Origin of the sequence: Streptomyces sp. NPDC001549 (genome assembly GCF_042894025.1) — a bacterium.
Lineage (GTDB): Bacteria > Actinomycetota > Actinomycetes > Streptomycetales > Streptomycetaceae > Streptomyces > Streptomyces kutzneri.
Map to the genome: position 1 here is coordinate 82,805 of NZ_JBIAVJ010000023.1, position 15,649 is coordinate 98,453.

Here is a 15,649-nt window from a genome sequence, read left to right on the forward strand (position 1 = left end):
AGTGCTCCCGGACGGGCGGCGGACGGGCAACGGACGCAGGAGGGGCGCCCCTTGACGGGACGCCCCTCCAACGACTGTGAAACCTGCGGGAACTGCCAGGCCGACGACCTAGTCGGACAGCCGCTCGCCGGAGGAGGTCGAGAAGACGTGGATCTCGTCCGCGCGCGGCACCACGTGGAGGCTGGAGCCCTTCTCCGGGACCTGGCGGCCGCCCACGCGGACGACGAGGTCCTGCGAGCCCTCGGCGGAGGTCGTGGAGCCGTAGACGTAGCCGTCGGCGCCGAGTTCCTCGACGACGTTCACGACGATGGTCAGGCCGCCGGTCTCGGCGACGTCGAAGTGCTCCGGGCGGACGCCGACGGTGACGGTGCGGTCGCCCGCGTCGGCCGCCGCGGACAGCGCCTCGCGGGACACCGGGACGACGCTGTCGCCGAACTTCACGCCGCCGTCGGTGATCGGGACCTCGACCAGGTTCATGGCCGGCGAGCCGATGAAGCCGGCGACGAAGAGGTTCGCGGGGCGGTCGTACATGTTGCGCGGGGTGTCGACCTGCTGGAGCAGCCCGTCCTTCAGGACGGCCACGCGGTCGCCCATCGTCATGGCCTCGACCTGGTCGTGGGTGACGTAGACCGTGGTGATGCCGAGGTCGCGCTGGAGCGCCGCGATCTGCGTGCGGGTGGAGACGCGGAGCTTGGCGTCGAGGTTCGACAGCGGCTCGTCCATGAGGAACACCTGCGGCTTGCGCACGATGGCGCGGCCCATGGCGACGCGCTGGCGCTGGCCGCCGGAGAGCGCCTTCGGCTTCCGGTCGAGGTACTGGGTGAGGTCGAGCATCTTCGCCGCGTCCTCCACCTTCTTGCGGATGGTGGCCTTGTCCTCACCGGCGATCTTGAGCGCGAAGCCCATGTTGTCGGCGACGGACATGTGCGGGTAGAGCGCGTAGTTCTGGAACACCATCGCGATGTCCCGGTCCTTGGGCGGCAGGTGCGTGACGTCGCGGTCGCCGATGCGGATGGCGCCGCCGTTGACGTCCTCCAGGCCGGCCAGCATGCGCAGCGAGGTGGACTTGCCGCAGCCGGACGGGCCGACGAGGACGAGGAACTCGCCGTCCTGGATCTCCAGCTCGAGCTGGTCGACGGCGGGCTTGTCGCCGCCGGGGTACAGCCGGGTCGCCTTGTCGAAAGTGACAGAAGCCATGGTGATGAATCCCTTCTACCGGCAGGAACGTGCCGGACGATCCGAGTGGAAGGAAGAATGGGTCTAGTCCACTAGGTGGAACTTCCGCTCGACGCTACCCGCCCGGACGGCTCCTGTCAGCACCGGGAAGGTGTCGAATTTCGCATAACGCGATGTGGGCCGCTGTGTAGAGTGAGGGCGGTTGCGCCTCCTTAGCTCAGCTGGCCAGAGCAACGCTCTTGTAAAGCGTAGGTCGTCGGTTCGAATCCGACAGGGGGCTCCGAGGAAGTACACCAGAGGCCCTGTCGTCCGAGCGGACGGCAGGGCCTCTGACCGTTCGGGGGCTGTCCGGCAGGGGAGGCGGGAATGGTCGCGCGGTACGTCGTCTCACCGCACGGGGGCCGGCGCGCCCACCGGGACATCGGCTCCGCCCTCGCCGAGGCGGCCCGGCGCGGGCGGGCGGCACTGATCGAGATCGAGCCCGGCCACTACGAGGAGACGCTCACCGTCCGCGGCGAGGTCAGGCTGGTCGCGGTCGGGGGGCCCGGCTCGGTCGTGGTGGCGCGGCCCCGGGGCGCCGTCCTGGACTCCTTCGCGCCGGTGGTCGTCCAGGGGCTCGTACTGGTCGGCCGCGACGCCGACGTGGTGGGCTGCCACGCGGGGACGCTGACGCTGGAGCGGACCGAGATCCGGGCCCACGACGGCGTCGCCGTGCACGCCCGGCCGGGCACCTCGGTGACGCTGCGGGACAGTACGGTCCTGCACGGCCGGGTCCTGCTCGCGGGGGCCGGCGGGCTCGTCGAGCGGTGCCGGTTCACCGACGCCGCGGACAACGCGCTCGCCGTGATCGACGGCGGCCGGCTCTCGCTTGTCGGCAGCCGGATCGAGGGCAGCCGGATCCACGGGGTCCGCGTCATTGGCGGGCAGGCCCGGATCGAGGGGTGCGTGCTGACCCGCACCGGGATGGCCGCGGTCCTCGCGGGCGCGCGGGCGGAACTGACCGTGACCGACTGCCTCGTCGAATCCGTGGAGGCGGAGGGCATCGCGTACGTCGAGCAGTCCCGGGGCCGCGTGGAGCGCACCCGGGTCGTCGACGCGCGGTTCGGGATCGCGGTGGCGAGCGGTGCCGACCCGGTGGTGCGCGACTGTGTGCTCACCGGCTGCCGTGACACCGGCCTCGACGTCAACAACGGGGGCCGCGGACGGTTCGAGGACTGCGAGATCTCCGGGGCGGGCAACGTCGCGGTACACGTGACCCGGGGCGGCGCCCCGGAGGTCAACGGCTGCCGTATCGCGGACGGCAAGGTCGGTGTCGCCGTGACCGACGGCGGCCGGGGCCGGTTCACCCGGATCGAGGTCCGGGACCTGACCAGTGCCGCACTGCGGGTCCACGACGAGGCCACCGCCGTCTTCGAGCACGTCACGGTGGAACGCTGCCCGTCCGGGCTGGAGACCAAGGGAAACGGCGGCACGCAGGCCGAGGTCACCGACGGCGTGATGCGTGACATCGGCATGGCCGCGGTGACCGCTCTCGGACAGACCTGGGTGACGCTGCGCCGGGTGTCGGTGGAGCGGGCGGCGCTGGCCTTCGGCGCCGGGGAGGAGACCCAGTTGCTCCTCGACGATTGCCGGGCCGCGGCGGTGACCACCTGCGGGGCGTCCGCCTTCGGCAGCGCGCGGGCCGTCGCGCGGAACCTCACCGTGGCCGGCAGCGGCGGACTGGGCGTCTTCGCGAGGGACGCGGCCCGGCTGGAGGTCGTCGGCGCCACCCTCGCCGACTGCGCGGTGAGCGGCGCGAGTTTCGTCGACCGCTCCGGAGGCCGGCTGGAGGACTGTTCCGTGACGGGGACGGGGCAGCTGGGCGTCCTGCACAACGGGCTCGTCGACCTGACCGGGGTGCGCACGTCGCTGCCGGTGCTCGAAAAGGCCGTCCGGACCGAACCGGGCCCGACGGTCGTCCACCACCACTACGACGGACCGGTCTTCAACGGCCCGGTCCACGATGTCCAGCTGGCGTGGAACAACGTCCACGCCGTCCTGAACCAGACGACGAACGAGGACGGTACCCGCACATGAGCGATCAGCAGCAGAACGCCGACCGGTCCGGTCCGGTCTTCCACGACGCCGTCTCCGGAGCCCAGTTCGCCTGGGGCAACGACACGGTCACCCAGAACCAGCAGAACAACACCGCGCCCGCGCCCGGCTCCGAGGCCGTCGCCGCCCTCGCCGCTCTCGTCGCCGACCTGCTGCGGCAGCTGCCCGGGGCAGGTCTGCCCGACCGGGACCGCGAGGACGCCGAGGCCGCAGCCCAGGACGTCCTCGCGGAGGTCGCCGGGACGGGCGAGCCCGACCAGGGGCGGCTGCGCCGCGCCCTGGCCGCGCTCAAGGGAGTCCTGGCACCGGTGGCGACCGGGGTGGTGGCCGGAACGGCGGTGGGGGCGCAGGAATGGGCCCGGACGGCGATCGAGGGCCTGACCTCGGCCGTCTGATCAGTGGCGGCCCGAGATGCGGTCGGCCAGGCGGGCCAGGGGGGTGGTCGTCGGGCGGTGGGTGGTGGTCTCGTGGCGGTCCGCCTCGCGGTAGGCGGCGTAGAGGGCCTGGACGCCGAGCCAGCGGAAGGGTTCCGGCTCCCAGCGGCGGACGCGGTGGTTGACCCAGGGCAGGGTGGTCAGTTCGGTGGATTCGCCGAGGACCAGATCGCGCAGGGTGCGGGCCGCGAGGTTGGCGGTGGCGACGCCCGAGCCCACGTAGCCGCCCGCCCAGCCCAGGCCCGAGGTGCGGTCCAGGGTGACGGTGGCGCACCAGTCGCGGGGCACGCCGAGCACGCCCGACCAGGCATGGGTGATCTCCGTACCCGCGAGCTGCGGGAAGAAGGAGGTCAGGAGGGTGGTCAGGGCGGAGACGGTGGCCGGCTGGGTGCGGCCGTCGTGGTCGGTGCGGGAGCCGAAGCGGTACGGGACCCCGCGGCCGCCGATGGCGATGCGGTCGTCGGCGGTGCGCTGGGCGTACATGTACGCGTGGGCCAAGTCGCCGAGGAGCGTGCTGTCCGACCAGCCCAGCCGGGACCAGGTCTCGGCGGGGAGCGGGGCCGTCACGATCATCGAGGAGTTCATGGGGAGCCATGAGCGCTTCTGGCCCTTGAGGGCGGCGGTGAAGCCCTCGGTGCAGCGCAGTACGTAGGGGGCGCGGACCGTGCCGTACGGGGTGACGGCGCGGCGCGGGGCGATCTCGGTGACGGGGGTGGACTCGTGGATGACCACCCCGAGGGCTTCGACGGCGGCGGCCAGGCCCTTGACCAGCTTCAGGGGGTGGATGCGGGCGCCGTGGGGGCTCCAGCTGGAGCCGACGGCGTCGGCGATGTCGATGCGGGCGCGGGTGGCGGGGGCGTCGTGGAGTTCGCGGTCGGTCTCGCCGAAGGCGACCTCGTGGGCGTGGAAGGCCTTCAGCCGGGTGAGTTGGGCGGGGGTGCGGGCGACTTCGAGGACACCGCCGCGGTGGATGTCGGCGTCGATGCCTTCCTTGGTGGTGACGTCGATGACCTCGGTGACGGTCTCGGTCATGGCCCGCTGGAGGCGGCGGGCGGCGTCGGGACCGTGGAGGGCGGCGTAGCGGTCGCGGCCGGCGATGCCGTTGTAGAGCCAGCCGCCGTTGCGGCCGGAGGCGCCGTAGCCGCAGAACTTCTGTTCCAGGACGGTGATGCGGAGGTCGGGGGCGGCGCGCTTGAGGTAGTAGGCGGTCCACAGGCCGGTGTAGCCGCCGCCGACGATGACGACGTCGGCCGTGGTGTCGGTGGTGAGGGGTGCGCGGGGTGGGGTGGCCGGGGTGCCGCTTCGCTCGGACGCGTACCAGAAGGAAATACCGCCGTTGATCGTCATGGGGGAGTTGGTACACCTCGTTCCGGAAGGGTGTCCAGGGACGGGGTGTCGTGGTTCCGGGCGGTGGGAGTGGCCGCATGCCGGTTGCCCTGCGGGCGGCTCGGCGGTGTGCGGCTCGGCCGCGCCGTCTGCCGGGCTCTGCCCGGACCCGCGCCGTTGCCCTGCGGGCGGCTCGGCGGTGTGCGGCTCGGCCGGATCCACGCCGGGCTCCGCCCGGACCCGCGCCTCAAACGCCGGCGGGGCTGAAGATGCGGGCCCGCGCCTCAGGGGGTGGCGGGGCTGGAAGTGGCGGGCCTGTCGGCAAGGTGTCGGGGCGGGGTGCCGGGGCGGGGTGCCGGGGCGGGGTGTCTCCTCGGCTCGGCGCGTGCGGGTTTGTCTCGGCTGTGCGCGGTGGTTGCGCGCTCGTCCTGCGGGGACACCCCGCCCCGTCCCCCCACCCCTCAGCCGTGCAGGCCCACAGGGGGGACGGGAGTCGCGCTGTCGGAGCCCTGCCGTGGGGCGGGGACACGCAGGAGGGTCCCCGCAGGACGAGCGCGCAACCCAGGCCGTCTGGCAGAACCACGGCCGCCTGGCGCGAGCCGAGGAGACCCTCGTGCGGGGCACCGACCCACACCACCAAGCCCCGTCGGCGATTGAGGCGCGGGTCCGGGCAGCGCCCGGCGTGGATTCGGACCTGCCGTGCACTGCCGAGCCGCCCGCAGGGGCACGGGCTCCGGGCTACGGTCACCGCATGGTCGAGATTCCTCATGGGTTGGTCGAGGCGCAGGTCACGTACAACGGGGACGCGGGGCGGGAGTTCATCGCCGCGTTGCCCGGGCGGGCCGCGCATTTTCTGGAGCAGTGGGAGCTGCGGCGGACCGGGCCGGTGATGCACGGGGTGACGGCGCTGGTGCTGCCGGTGGAGCGGGCCGACGGGAGTGGGGCCGTGCTGAAGCTGGTGTCGGTGGACGAGGAGAGCGTGGGGGAGCCGGTCGCGCTGCGCGCGTGGGCCGGGGAGGGGTGCGTACGGCTGCTGGAGCACGACGTGGACACCGGGACCCTGCTGCTGGAGCGGTTGGACGAGGGGCGGGACCTGGCGGCGCTCGCGCGTGAGGACGCGCGGCAGGCGGTGGTGGTGGTCGGGGAGCTGTTGGCGCGGCTGACGGCGGTGCGGGCTCCGGCCGGGTTGCGCGGGCTCGGTGAGATGGCCGCCGGGATGCTGGAGGAGGTGCCGCGGGCGCTGGGGCAGCTGGTGGAGGCGCGGGACCGCCGGTTGCTGAAGGACTGCGCGGCGGCGGTGGCGGAGGTCGTGGGGGAGCCGGGGGACCGGCTGCTGCACTGGGACCTGCACTACGAGAACGTGCTGGCGGGCGGCCGGGAGCCGTGGCTGGCGATCGACCCGAAGCCCTTGGCGGGCGATCCGGGCTTCGATCTGATGCCGGCGATCATCAACAACTTCCGGGCCGGGGACGTGCGGTGGCGGTTCGACCTACTGACGGAGGTGGCGGGGCTGGAGCGCGAGCGGGCACGCGCCTGGACGCTGGGGCGGGTGCTGCAGAACTGCCTGTGGGACGTGGAGGACGGCGAAGAGCGGCTGGACGACGACCAGTTGACGGTCGCCGAGGTGCTCCTGGAGCGGTGACGGGGCTCAGCTCTAGGCTGCGGGCATGATCCGTACCGCTGAAATCGACGATGTTCCCGCCATCCACGCGATGATCCGCGAGCTCGCGGAGTACGAGAAGGTGCCGCACGAGGCGCGGGCCACCGAGGAGCAGCTGCGGGAGGCGCTGTTCGGGGCGAGTCCGGCGGTGTTCGCGCACATCGCGGAGACGGAGGACGGGGAGGCCGTGGGCTTCGCGGCGTGGTTCCTGTCCTTCTCGACGTGGCGCGGGGCGCACGGGATCTATCTGGAGGACCTGTACGTGCGGCCGGGGGTGCGCGGCGGCGGCCACGGCAAGGCGCTGCTGCGGGAGTTGGCGCGGACGTGTGTGGAGCGGGGCTACGAGCGGCTGGAGTGGTCGGTCCTGAGGTGGAACGCGCCGACGATCGCCTTCTACGAGGCCCTGGGCGCCCGGCCGCAGGAGGAGTGGTCGGTGTACCGGCTGACGGACGGGGCGCTGGCGGAGTTGGGGACCTCGTAGCGGCGGGGCGGGGCCGGTCAGGGTTCCAGGATGACCTTGCCGGTGGTGGCGCGGGTTTCGAGGTCGTGGTGGGCGGTGGCGGCCTCGGCGAGCGGGTAGCGGGTCAGGGCGGGGCGCAGGCGGCCTGCGGCGGCCTCGGCGAGGGCGCGGGTTTCCAGGACGCGCAGGGGGTCGGGGGCGCCGACCCGCTGGAGCATGGTGGGGCCGAGGACGCCCTGGGTGGTGATGGCGCGGGCGTCGAGGCCGGCGCGTTCGGCGTCGGTGAGGTGGAGGGGGCCGCCGGACCAGCCGAAGACGAGGTGCCGGGCGCCGGGGGCGAGGAGGCCGAGGGCGGTGCGGGCGGTTTCGCCGCCGACGGAGTCGAAGAGGACGGTGGCGCCGTCGGGGTGGTGGGTGCGTACGGCGTCGGGCCAGCCGGGGTCGGTGTAGTCGAGGGCGAGGTGGGCGCCGTTCGCCGCGGCCCGGGCGGTTTTGGCGGGACCGCCGGCGAGGGCGATGACGGTGGCGCCGGCGTTGACGGCGTACTGGACGAGGAGGGTGCCGATGCCGCCGGCGGCGGCGGGGACCAGGGCGACCGAGTCCGGGCCGAGGTCGGCGAACTGCAGGATCCCGAGGGTGGTGCGGCCGGTGCCGATCATGGCGACGGCTTCGGCGGGGCCGAGGCCGGGCGGTACGGGGTGCAGGCGGTCGGCGTCGGCGACGGCGTACTGGGCGTAGCCGCCGGGGGCGAACCCGAGGTGGACGACGACGGTGCGGCCGAGCCAGGCGGGGTCGGTGCCGGGGCCGAGGGCGTCGACGGTGCCGGCGACCTCGCGGCCGGGGACGGTGGGGAGTTCGGGGAGTGGGGCGGGCGGGCCCTGGATGCCTTGGCGGAGGCTGGTGTCGAGGAGGTGGACGCCGGCGGCGGCGACGGCGATGCGGACCTGGCCGGGGGCGGGGACGGGGGTGTCGGTGTGCTCGTAGGAGAGGTTCCCGGCGGGGCCGAAGGCGTGGAGGCGGATGGCTCGCATGGTGGTCATGGCGACCACGGTGCGACCTCAAGCGGGCTTGAGGTCAAGGGCGGCCGTTGTCGGCCGTTGTCAGTGGGCTGGTTCACGATGGGGGCATGGCGCGCAAAGGACAGCAGGGGCAGCAGACGGTGAAGGCGGCGCGGCGGCCGGAGCTGCGGCTGCCGGAGCTGACGGTGTGGGACGGGGGCGAGCTGGAGCCGGACGGGGACTACGACGGGCTGGAGTTCGCGGATCTCGACCTGGCGGGGCAGGAGGGGATCGGGGCCCGGTTCATGGACTGCGCGGTGCGGCGGTGTGCGCTGGACGAGGCGGGTCTGGCGAAGGCGCGGGTCCTGGATTCGGTGCTGGAGGGGGTCCGGGGGGTGGGGACGGACCTGTCGGGGGCCTCGCTGCGGGACGTGGAGGTGGTGGACGCGCGGCTGGGCGGGGTGCAGCTGCACGGGGCGGTGCTGGAGCGGGTGGTGGTCCGCGGGGGAAAGATCGACTACCTGAACCTGCGGAAGGCACACCTCAAGGACGTGGTCTTCGAGGGGTGCGTGCTGGTGGAGCCGGACTTCGCGGGGGCGGTGCTGGAGCGGGTGGAGTTCCGGGACTGTGCGCTGCGGGGGGTGGATTTCAGCGGGGTGCGGATGGCGGACGTGGATCTGCGGGAGGCGTCCGTGCTGGAGATCGCGCGGGGGGTGGAGGCGCTGGCCGGGGCGGTGATCAGCCCGGCGCAGCTGTTCGACCTGGCCCCGGCGCTTGCCTCCCAGCTGGGGGTGCGGGTGGTCTCGTAGACCAGCCGGGTGCGGCGCCGTTGCGGGGGCGCTGCCCCCGGGCCTCCGCCGGGCGCTGCCCCCGGGCCTCCGCCGGGCGCTGCCCCCGGGCCTCCGCCGGGCGCTGCCCCCGGGCCTCCGCCGGGCGCTGCCCCCGGGCCCCCGCCGGGCGCGCTGCCCGGACCCGCGCCTCAGACTCCCCCGGCTACCGCTGGGCGGTGCCCCCTGGCGGGGCTGGAAGGGGCCGGGTGGGGCCGGGGTGGGGCGGTTACGGCGAATGGCGGAGCTGCCGGGTGTCCGGACGGGCGGGGCACCGGGTGAGGTGCCTAACGTCGCAGTCAGACACATCGGTGCACGAGGCCTGTGGAGGTGCCATGTCCCATCGGATCCGCCGGCTGGCGGGCGCCTGCGCCGGTGCGGTCGCCGTCGGCCTGCTCGTCGTCTGGGTCATCCTCGGCACACCGCCGCCGCGGGAAGGAGCCGGGGGCAGCAGAGGCGCCGAGGGCGAGGGCGAGGGCGCCGGGACCGCCGTGGGCGCCTATCTCCACTACGGCTCGCCCGGCGTCGAGCGGATGCAGGAACTCTCGCGCTGGCTCGGCGGTACCGAGCTGCGCGCCGGGCACACCTACCTGCCCGGCGACACCTGGTCGAACATCGAGGGGGCGCCCGATTCCCTGCGCACCTGGGCACGGTGGCGCAACGAGAGTGCCGATCGGCTGTTCGTCCTGAACGTGCCCATGCAGGAGCGCAACGAGGCCGGTGTCCCCGACGGCCAGGTCGCGGAGCTGATCCGCTCCGGCGCCCAGGGCGCGAACGATCACCACTTCCGGCAGCTGGCCAGGCGTCTGGTCGACCTCGGGGTGCCGGACACGGTGATCGTGCTCGGCTGGGAGATGAACGGCTTCGACTACACCCACCGGTGCAGTCCCGACCCCGAGAACTGGAAGACGTACTGGCGGCGCATCGTGGCCGCCATGCGTTCGGTGGAGGGGCAGCGGTTCCTTTTCGACTACGCCCCGAACCGCGGGGGTGACGCGATCGCCTGGACCAGCTGCTATCCCGGCGACGACGTCGTCGACGTCGTCGGTATGGATTCCTACGACCAGGAGCCCGGCCTCACCTTCGACGAGCAGGTCACCCAGCCCTACGGACTCCAGCAGCAGGTCGACTTCGCGAAGGCGCACGGCAAGCGGATCTCGTACCCCGAATGGGGGCTGTTCCGGCACGGCGACAACCCCGAGTACGTGCGGCGCATGCTGGCCTGGTTCGCCGAGCACGAGCCGTTCTACCAGAGCATCACCGACTACTGCCCGCACGGCGTGTGGCAGTGCGGGCAGAACCCGCGCTCCACCCAGGTGTTCCGGGAGTTCCTGTCCGCCGGGCCGACGACGGGCCCGCCGCCGGCCTGACCGCTACGCCGGGACGCGGGGGAAGCGGGCCTGGAGGGTCCAGATGGCCGGGTTGTCGGCGAGACCGTCGTGCATGTCGATCAGGTCCGCGATGAGGTCGTGCAGGAAGTCGCGGGCTTCGCGGCGCAGCAGGCGGTGGCTGAAGGTCAGCGGGGCTTCCTCGGCCGGCATCCAGTCGGCTTCGACGTCGACCCAGCCGAAGCGGCGCTCGAAGAGCATCCGGTCCGTGGACTCGGTGAAGTCGAGTTCGGCGTACTGCCGGTTGGCGGAGCGGTTGCCGCGGGGGTCCTTGTCGAGCTGTTCGACGATGTCGCACAGCGCCCAGGCGAAGTCCAGTACGGGCACCCATCCCCAGGCTGTGGACACTTCCCGGTCCGCGTTGGTGTCGGCGAGGTAGACGTCCCCGCAGAACAGGTCGTGCCGCAGGGTGTGGACGTCCGCGGAGCGGTAGTCGGTCTGCGGGGGGTCCGGGAAACGCCGGGAGAGGGAGTAGCCGATGTCGAGCACGTAGCTGATGGTGTCACGGGTGCCGGGGGCGCTCACCTCCGGTGTCAGGGCAGGAGGCGCTGTTCCTTGGCCACGGAGACCGCGCCGGCGCGGGTGTCGACGCCGAGCTTGTCGTAGATGCGGCCCAGGTGGGTCTTGACGGTGGCCTCGCTGATGAACAGGGCGCGGGCGATGTCGCGGTTGCCCAGGCCCCGGGCCAGCTGGCCGAGGATGTCGAGTTCGCGGTCGGTCAGGGTGGGGCGGGTGCCGCGCATGTGGGCCATGACCCGGCTGGCCACCGGTGCGGACAGGGTGGTGCGGCCCTGGGCCGCGGAGTGGATGGCGGCGAAGAGCTCCTCCGGGCGTTCGGCCTTGAGGAGGTAGCCGGTGGCGCCGGCGCCGATCGCGCGGGTGATGTCCGCGTCGGTGTCGTAGGTGGTGAGGACGAGGACGTGCGGGGGCCGGGGGAGCGCCGTGATGCGGCGGGTGGCCTCGACTCCGTCGATGCCCTCGCCCAGCTGGAGGTCCATCAGGACCACGTCGGGGTGGAGCTTCGCGGCGAGGGCGACGGCCTCCTCGCCGCTGCCCGCCTCGCCGAGGACCTCGATGTCGGGCTCGCTGCCGAGCAGGGCCAGGAGTCCGGCGCGGACCACCACGTGGTCGTCGCAGAGGAGGATCGTGGTCATGGGGCCGGCTCCAGGGGGATGGCCGCGGAGAGGACGGTGCCCTCGCCCGGCGCGGATTCGATCGTCAGGGTGCCGCCGAGCTGGCGGACGCGGGCGCGCATGGCCGGGAGGCCGTGGCCGCGCCCGGCGGCGCCGGGGCCGGTGCGGGGTTCGGTGAAGCCGTGGCCGTCGTCGGCGATGTCCAGGACGACCTGGTCGCCCAGGAAGCTCAGGGTGAGTGCGGCCGTACGGGCGCCGGAGTGCTCGCGGACGTTGGCCAGCGCGCCTTGGGCTATGCGCAGCAGGGCGGACTGGACGCGGCCGGGGAGCGGGGCCGGGGTGCCTTCGAGGTGGAAGCGGACCTCGATGTCCGGGCCGGCGTCGAGGGAGCGCAGGGCTTCGGCGAGGCCGGCGCCGTCGGCGAGCTCGGGCGGGGCCAGGTCGTGGACGAGCCGGCGGGCCTCGGCGAGGCCGTGTGCGGCGATGCCGGTGGCGGTACGGACGTGCGCGCGGGCGGTGGCCGGGTCGGTGTCCCAGGTGCGGTCCGCGGCCTGGAGCAGCATCTGCTGGCTGGACAGGTTCTGGGCGAGGGTGTCGTGGATCTCCATGGACAGCCGCTGCCGTTCGGCGAGGGTGCCTTCGCGGCGTTCGGTGGCGGCCAGCTCGCGGCGGGTGCGGATCAGGTCGTCGATGAGGGTGCGCTGGGCCTGGGCCTGGCGTTCCATGTGGACGAAGACGGCGGTGGCGAGGGCGGCGACGGCGGGCGGGGCCAGGAGGAGGTTGGGGTCGAAGGACTTGGCCAGCTGGAGCTGGGCGATCACCACGAAGCCCGTGAGGAGGGCCACGAGGACGACGGCGGCGCGCGGCGGGAGGGTGCGCAGGGCGGTGAAGAACAGTGGTACGGCGCACCAGGCGAAGCTCGGTGCGAGGAGGACCAGGACCATCCAGGTGGTGACGACCAGGCCGAGCCACAGCAGCCGTCGGGCGGTGGGGGCGGCGCCGAGGGCGGGGCCCAGTACGTAGAGCAGGGCCAGGGTGATGCTGAGGGCGATGATCCACGGGGTGCGGGGTTCGCCGGGGTGGCGCAGCAGGAAGCGGACCACGGAGGCGCCGAGGAGCAGGAAGAACGCGGTGTGGGCGACCGTGGTCAGTGTTCGGGTGTCCGGCTTGCTGGTGGGGTGGCTCACCGGTTGCTCCTGGTGTGCGGGGGTCGCGTTCATTGTCGCCCGGGGCGCCGTTGCCGGGGCGCTGCCCCGGACCCCGCGCCTCAATCGCCGGCGAGGCTGAAGGAGCGGGGCTCGGCCCCCGGACCCCGCGCCTCAAACGCCGGCGGTGCTGGAAGGGCCGGCGGGGCTGAAGCGGCCGGCCGGGCTGGATCGGGCAGGCGGGGCCGTGACCAGGAAATACCTCGCCGGAGGCGGTGCGCATCGACCGATCGGATGACCCTCGGGTCAGCCGGTGCGGTGGGTGGGGCGAGCCGGTACGGGGACGGGGCGCGGGGGGTTCCGGGCCGAGGCTTGGAGCAGTGAAGGAGCCGGTCCGGCCGGCCCGGACCGACCCGATGCCGACCCCGTGCCACCGTGCCACCGTTCTCAGGAGCAGAGATGAACACCCGCACCCGCGTTCTCACCGGTACCGCCCTCGCCGTCGCCCTGGGCGCCGGAGCCTTCGGTGCCGTGAGCGCCAGCGCGACCCCCGCCTCCGACGTCGCTTCCGCGTCCGTCGCCTCGGTCTCCTCGAAGAAGGACGGGCCGGGCGACAAGAACTTCACCACGACCACGCACCTCACCATCGACGCCGCGACCCGCGCCGCCGAGGCCGCCCTGAAGGCCGCCGAGTCCGAGAACCAGAAGGTGACGGTCGCGGTCGTCGACCGCAACGGCAACACCATCGTCACCCTGCGCGGCGACGGCGCGGGTCCGCAGTCCTACGAGTCGGCGCAGCGCAAGGCCTTCACCGCCGTGTCCTGGAACGCCCCGACCTCGGTGCTCGCGGGCCGGCTGGCCCAGACCCCGAACCTGAAGGACATCCCGGGCACCCTCTTCCTCGGCGGCGGCACCCCGGTCCAGGCGAACGGCGCGCCCGTCGCCGGTGTCGGTGTGGCCGGTGCCCCGAGCGGTGACCTGGACGAGAAGTTCGCCAAGGCGGGCGTGGACGCGCTCGGCAAGTAGCCCGGCCGGCGCGCCTAGGATCGAGTGCGTGGAACCCCGTGCTCTCTCCCGCCTCGCCGCCCCTGCCGTCGCCGCCCTGCTCGCCCTCACCACGGGGTGTTCGGGGGACACGGTGCAGGGGCGGCCGGGTGCGTCGGGGTTGCGTGACCCGTACTTCCCCCGGGCCGGGAACGGCGGCTACCAGGTCGACCACTACGCGCTGGACCTGGACTACGACCCCGCCGACGGGCAGCTGCACGGTACGGCCGTGATCACCGCCCGCGCCGAGCAGGCGCTCAGCTCCTTCAACCTGGACTTCAGCGGCCTGGACGTCGAGGGCGTGACCGTCCAGGGCGAGGGGGCCCGCTACAACCGGACCGGCAACGAGCTGACCGTGCGCCCCGCCGAGGACCTGGAGAAGGGCGAGGTCTTCCGTACGGAGGTCGACTACAGCGGGAAGCCGAAGCCCCTCGCGGATCCGGACGGCTCCAAGGAGGGCTGGGTCACCACGGAGGACGGCGCGGTCGCCGTCGGCGAGCCGGTCGGTTCGATGACCTGGTTCCCCGGCAACCACCATCCGAGCGATAAGGCCGCGTACGACATCACCCTCACCGTTCCGCGTGGCTACGAGGCGGTGTCGAACGGCGAGTTGCGCTCCCGTACCGAGGACGCGGACGGGCGGACCGCCTTCGCGTGGCACAGCCCGGAGCCGATGGCGAGCTATCTGGCGACCGCCGCCATCGGGCCGTACAAGGTGACGACCGGGCGGACGCCTTCGGGGATCGGCCTCTACAGCGCCGTGGCGCCCGGGGAGGAGGCCGCGAGCACCGGTCCGCTCGCGCGGCTGCCGGAGATGGTGGAGTGGGGCAGCGGCCGGTTCGGCCCGTACCCCTTCGCCACGGCGGGCGCGATCGTGGTGCCCGCCGGGACCCTCGCCTACGCGCTGGAGACCCAGGGCCGGCCCGTCTACCCCGGCGCGCCCAAGAGCGAGGAGCTCGTCGTGCACGAGCTCGCGCACCAGTGGTTCGGCGATTCGGTGTCGCCGAAGTCCTGGAAGGACATGTGGCTCAACGAGGGTTTCGCGACCTACGCCGAGTGGCTGTGGGCCGAGGACCACGGCGGCCCCACGGCGCAGGAGCACTTCGAGGCCTTCCGGACCGGTGACACGGACGTCGACGAGGACGCCGGTGTCGACTGGTACGCGTTTCCGCCGGCCGACCCGCCCGGGCCCCAGGACATCTCCGCGGAACCGGTGTACTACCGCGGCGCGATGGTGCTGCACCGGATCCGGCAGGAGGTGGGCGACGAGAAGTTCTTCGCCCTGGTGCGCGGCTGGGCCGCCGACCACCGGCACGGGAACGCGAGCACGGCCGAGTTCACCGCCTACGCCGAGGAGAAGACGGGGCACGACCTGAAGAAGGTCTGGGACGTGTGGCTGTACGGGAAGGACCGCCCCGAGTAGGGACGCGGTCCGCTACGGGGCTTCGAGGGGCTTGCGCAGCACGGTGCAGTCGCGGCCCATCTCGCGGTCCTTGGACTTGCGCAGGGTGACGTACCCCCGGGACTGCCAGAAGGCGAGGGCCTTGGGGTTGTTGTCCAGTACGGCGATGCGTACGCCCGCGCGTCCGGCGGCGCGGAAGCGGTCCTCGACCAGGGTGGCCACGGCGCGGCCGTATCCCTCGCGGTGCGCGGTGGCGTCGATGAGCAGCAGGCCGATCCACGGGTCCGGGTCGTCGGCGGCGGGTGCCTGCGCGAGGGTGGCGGCCAGTCCGACGAGGCGGCCGGCGGACCGGGCGAGGAGCACCTCGGCGCTGTCGTGGGCGAGTTCACCGGCGAGCGCGGCGGCGACCTGTTCGACCGTGATGCGGTCCGGGTCGGGGAAGTCTCCGCCGAGTTCGAAGAACGCGTGGTTCGTCGAGTAGAGGGCGGCGATCTCGGTGAGTACCGGGCCGGGAAGGGCGCCGTCGATGGGGACGAGCGGTTGCAGGATCACCTGTCGAACG

Annotated in this window: 14 protein-coding genes, 1 tRNA gene and 1 pseudogene; 9 read left to right on the forward strand and 7 right to left on the reverse strand. The window is 73.3% G+C overall.

Annotated elements, in window-relative coordinates:
• Positions 1-108 precede the first annotated feature (108 nt).
• The gene (locus tag ACFY04_RS31285; RefSeq protein WP_389121881.1) at positions 109-1,197 is read right to left on the reverse strand and encodes an ABC transporter ATP-binding protein; all 1,089 of its coding nucleotides are present in this window, start codon (positions 1,195-1,197) and stop codon (positions 109-111) included.
• Between the two features lie 185 nt (positions 1,198-1,382).
• Between ACFY04_RS31285 and ACFY04_RS31290 the strand changes: the two genes are divergently transcribed.
• The 3 genes from ACFY04_RS31290 (at position 1,383) to ACFY04_RS31300 (ending at position 3,665) form a co-directional block, all read left to right on the forward strand.
• A tRNA-Thr gene (locus ACFY04_RS31290) sits at positions 1,383-1,456 on the forward strand.
• An 86-nt stretch (positions 1,457-1,542) separates the two neighbouring features.
• Positions 1,543-3,252, forward strand: a complete 1,710-nt coding sequence (locus ACFY04_RS31295) for a right-handed parallel beta-helix repeat-containing protein (protein ID WP_389121883.1) — start codon at positions 1,543-1,545, stop codon at positions 3,250-3,252.
• A complete protein-coding gene (locus tag ACFY04_RS31300) occupies positions 3,249-3,665 on the forward strand; it encodes a hypothetical protein (RefSeq protein ID WP_389121885.1) in 417 nt (138 codons plus the stop codon). Before ACFY04_RS31295 ends, ACFY04_RS31300 begins: the two co-directional genes overlap by 4 nt.
• On the opposite strand, the gene ACFY04_RS31305 is transcribed toward ACFY04_RS31300, so the two are convergent.
• Positions 3,666-5,051 carry an NAD(P)/FAD-dependent oxidoreductase gene (locus ACFY04_RS31305; RefSeq protein WP_389121887.1) on the reverse strand — a complete coding sequence of 462 codons (1,386 nt, stop codon included), beginning with the start codon at positions 5,049-5,051 and terminating at the stop codon, positions 3,666-3,668.
• 730 nt (positions 5,052-5,781) lie between these two features.
• Here ACFY04_RS31305 and ACFY04_RS31310 point away from each other — a divergent pair.
• Positions 5,782-6,672 carry an aminoglycoside phosphotransferase family protein gene (locus ACFY04_RS31310; protein WP_389121888.1) on the forward strand — a complete coding sequence of 297 codons (891 nt, stop codon included), beginning with the start codon at positions 5,782-5,784 and terminating at the stop codon, positions 6,670-6,672.
• A gap of 25 nt (positions 6,673-6,697) precedes the next feature.
• On the forward strand, positions 6,698-7,171 hold the full coding sequence (locus ACFY04_RS31315; RefSeq protein WP_389121891.1) for a GNAT family N-acetyltransferase: 474 nt from the start codon (positions 6,698-6,700) through the stop codon (positions 7,169-7,171).
• A gap of 17 nt (positions 7,172-7,188) precedes the next feature.
• On the opposite strand, the gene ACFY04_RS31320 is transcribed toward ACFY04_RS31315, so the two are convergent.
• Complete coding sequence (locus tag ACFY04_RS31320) at positions 7,189-8,181, reverse strand: zinc-binding dehydrogenase (protein WP_389122013.1); 993 nt, start codon at positions 8,179-8,181, stop codon at positions 7,189-7,191.
• Between the two features lie 95 nt (positions 8,182-8,276).
• Here ACFY04_RS31320 and ACFY04_RS31325 point away from each other — a divergent pair, with 95 nt between their 5' ends.
• Complete coding sequence (locus ACFY04_RS31325; RefSeq protein WP_389121893.1) at positions 8,277-8,957, forward strand: pentapeptide repeat-containing protein; 681 nt, start codon at positions 8,277-8,279, stop codon at positions 8,955-8,957.
• A gap of 353 nt (positions 8,958-9,310) precedes the next feature.
• Positions 9,311-10,339: pseudogene (locus ACFY04_RS31330) on the forward strand (glycosyl hydrolase); the annotation flags it as partial.
• Between the two features lie 9 nt (positions 10,340-10,348).
• Here ACFY04_RS31330 and ACFY04_RS31335 read toward each other — a convergent pair.
• Genes ACFY04_RS31335 through ACFY04_RS31345 form a run of 3 tightly spaced genes read right to left on the reverse strand, consistent with a single transcriptional unit; the run spans position 10,349 to position 12,716 of the window.
• Positions 10,349-10,852: a hypothetical protein gene (locus ACFY04_RS31335; protein ID WP_079405330.1), complete on the reverse strand. Its 504-nt coding sequence runs from the start codon at positions 10,850-10,852 to the stop codon at positions 10,349-10,351.
• A gap of 44 nt (positions 10,853-10,896) precedes the next feature.
• A complete protein-coding gene (locus tag ACFY04_RS31340; protein ID WP_030009243.1) occupies positions 10,897-11,517 on the reverse strand; it encodes a response regulator transcription factor in 621 nt (206 codons plus the stop codon).
• A complete protein-coding gene (locus tag ACFY04_RS31345; RefSeq protein ID WP_389121896.1) occupies positions 11,514-12,716 on the reverse strand; it encodes a sensor histidine kinase in 1,203 nt (400 codons plus the stop codon). The genes ACFY04_RS31340 and ACFY04_RS31345 overlap by 4 nt, the downstream gene beginning before the upstream one ends.
• Before the next feature lie 384 nt (positions 12,717-13,100).
• Between ACFY04_RS31345 and ACFY04_RS31350 the strand changes: the two genes are divergently transcribed.
• Both ACFY04_RS31350 and ACFY04_RS31355 read left to right on the forward strand, forming a co-directional pair.
• Positions 13,101-13,667: a heme-binding protein gene (locus ACFY04_RS31350; RefSeq protein ID WP_373044633.1), complete on the forward strand. Its 567-nt coding sequence runs from the start codon at positions 13,101-13,103 to the stop codon at positions 13,665-13,667.
• A gap of 28 nt (positions 13,668-13,695) precedes the next feature.
• On the forward strand, positions 13,696-15,108 hold the full coding sequence (locus tag ACFY04_RS31355) for a M1 family metallopeptidase (protein ID WP_389121899.1): 1,413 nt from the start codon (positions 13,696-13,698) through the stop codon (positions 15,106-15,108).
• A gap of 12 nt (positions 15,109-15,120) precedes the next feature.
• Here the strand turns inward: ACFY04_RS31355 and ACFY04_RS31360 are convergent, their stop codons facing one another.
• Positions 15,121-15,639, reverse strand: a complete 519-nt coding sequence (locus ACFY04_RS31360; RefSeq protein WP_389121902.1) for a GNAT family N-acetyltransferase — start codon at positions 15,637-15,639, stop codon at positions 15,121-15,123.
• Positions 15,640-15,649: the final 10 nt, after the last annotated feature.

Bases quoted from the DNA above. Each gene is read 5' to 3' on its own strand.
- ACFY04_RS31285 (WP_389121881.1), bottom strand. From the start codon at position 1,197: ATGGCTTCTGTCACTTTCGACAAGGCGACCCGGCTGTACCCCGGCGGC.
- ACFY04_RS31295 (WP_389121883.1), top strand. From the start codon at position 1,543: ATGGTCGCGCGGTACGTCGTCTCACCGCACGGGGGCCGGCGCGCCCAC.
- ACFY04_RS31300 (WP_389121885.1), top strand. From the start codon at position 3,249: ATGAGCGATCAGCAGCAGAACGCCGACCGGTCCGGTCCGGTCTTCCAC.
- ACFY04_RS31305 (WP_389121887.1), bottom strand. From the start codon at position 5,051: ATGACGATCAACGGCGGTATTTCCTTCTGGTACGCGTCCGAGCGAAGC.
- ACFY04_RS31310 (WP_389121888.1), top strand. From the start codon at position 5,782: ATGGTCGAGATTCCTCATGGGTTGGTCGAGGCGCAGGTCACGTACAAC.
- ACFY04_RS31315 (WP_389121891.1), top strand. From the start codon at position 6,698: ATGATCCGTACCGCTGAAATCGACGATGTTCCCGCCATCCACGCGATG.
- ACFY04_RS31320 (WP_389122013.1), bottom strand. From the start codon at position 8,181: ATGCGAGCCATCCGCCTCCACGCCTTCGGCCCCGCCGGGAACCTCTCC.
- ACFY04_RS31325 (WP_389121893.1), top strand. From the start codon at position 8,277: ATGGCGCGCAAAGGACAGCAGGGGCAGCAGACGGTGAAGGCGGCGCGG.
- ACFY04_RS31340 (WP_030009243.1), bottom strand. From the start codon at position 11,517: ATGACCACGATCCTCCTCTGCGACGACCACGTGGTGGTCCGCGCCGGA.
- ACFY04_RS31345 (WP_389121896.1), bottom strand. From the start codon at position 12,716: ATGAACGCGACCCCCGCACACCAGGAGCAACCGGTGAGCCACCCCACC.
- ACFY04_RS31350 (WP_373044633.1), top strand. From the start codon at position 13,101: ATGAACACCCGCACCCGCGTTCTCACCGGTACCGCCCTCGCCGTCGCC.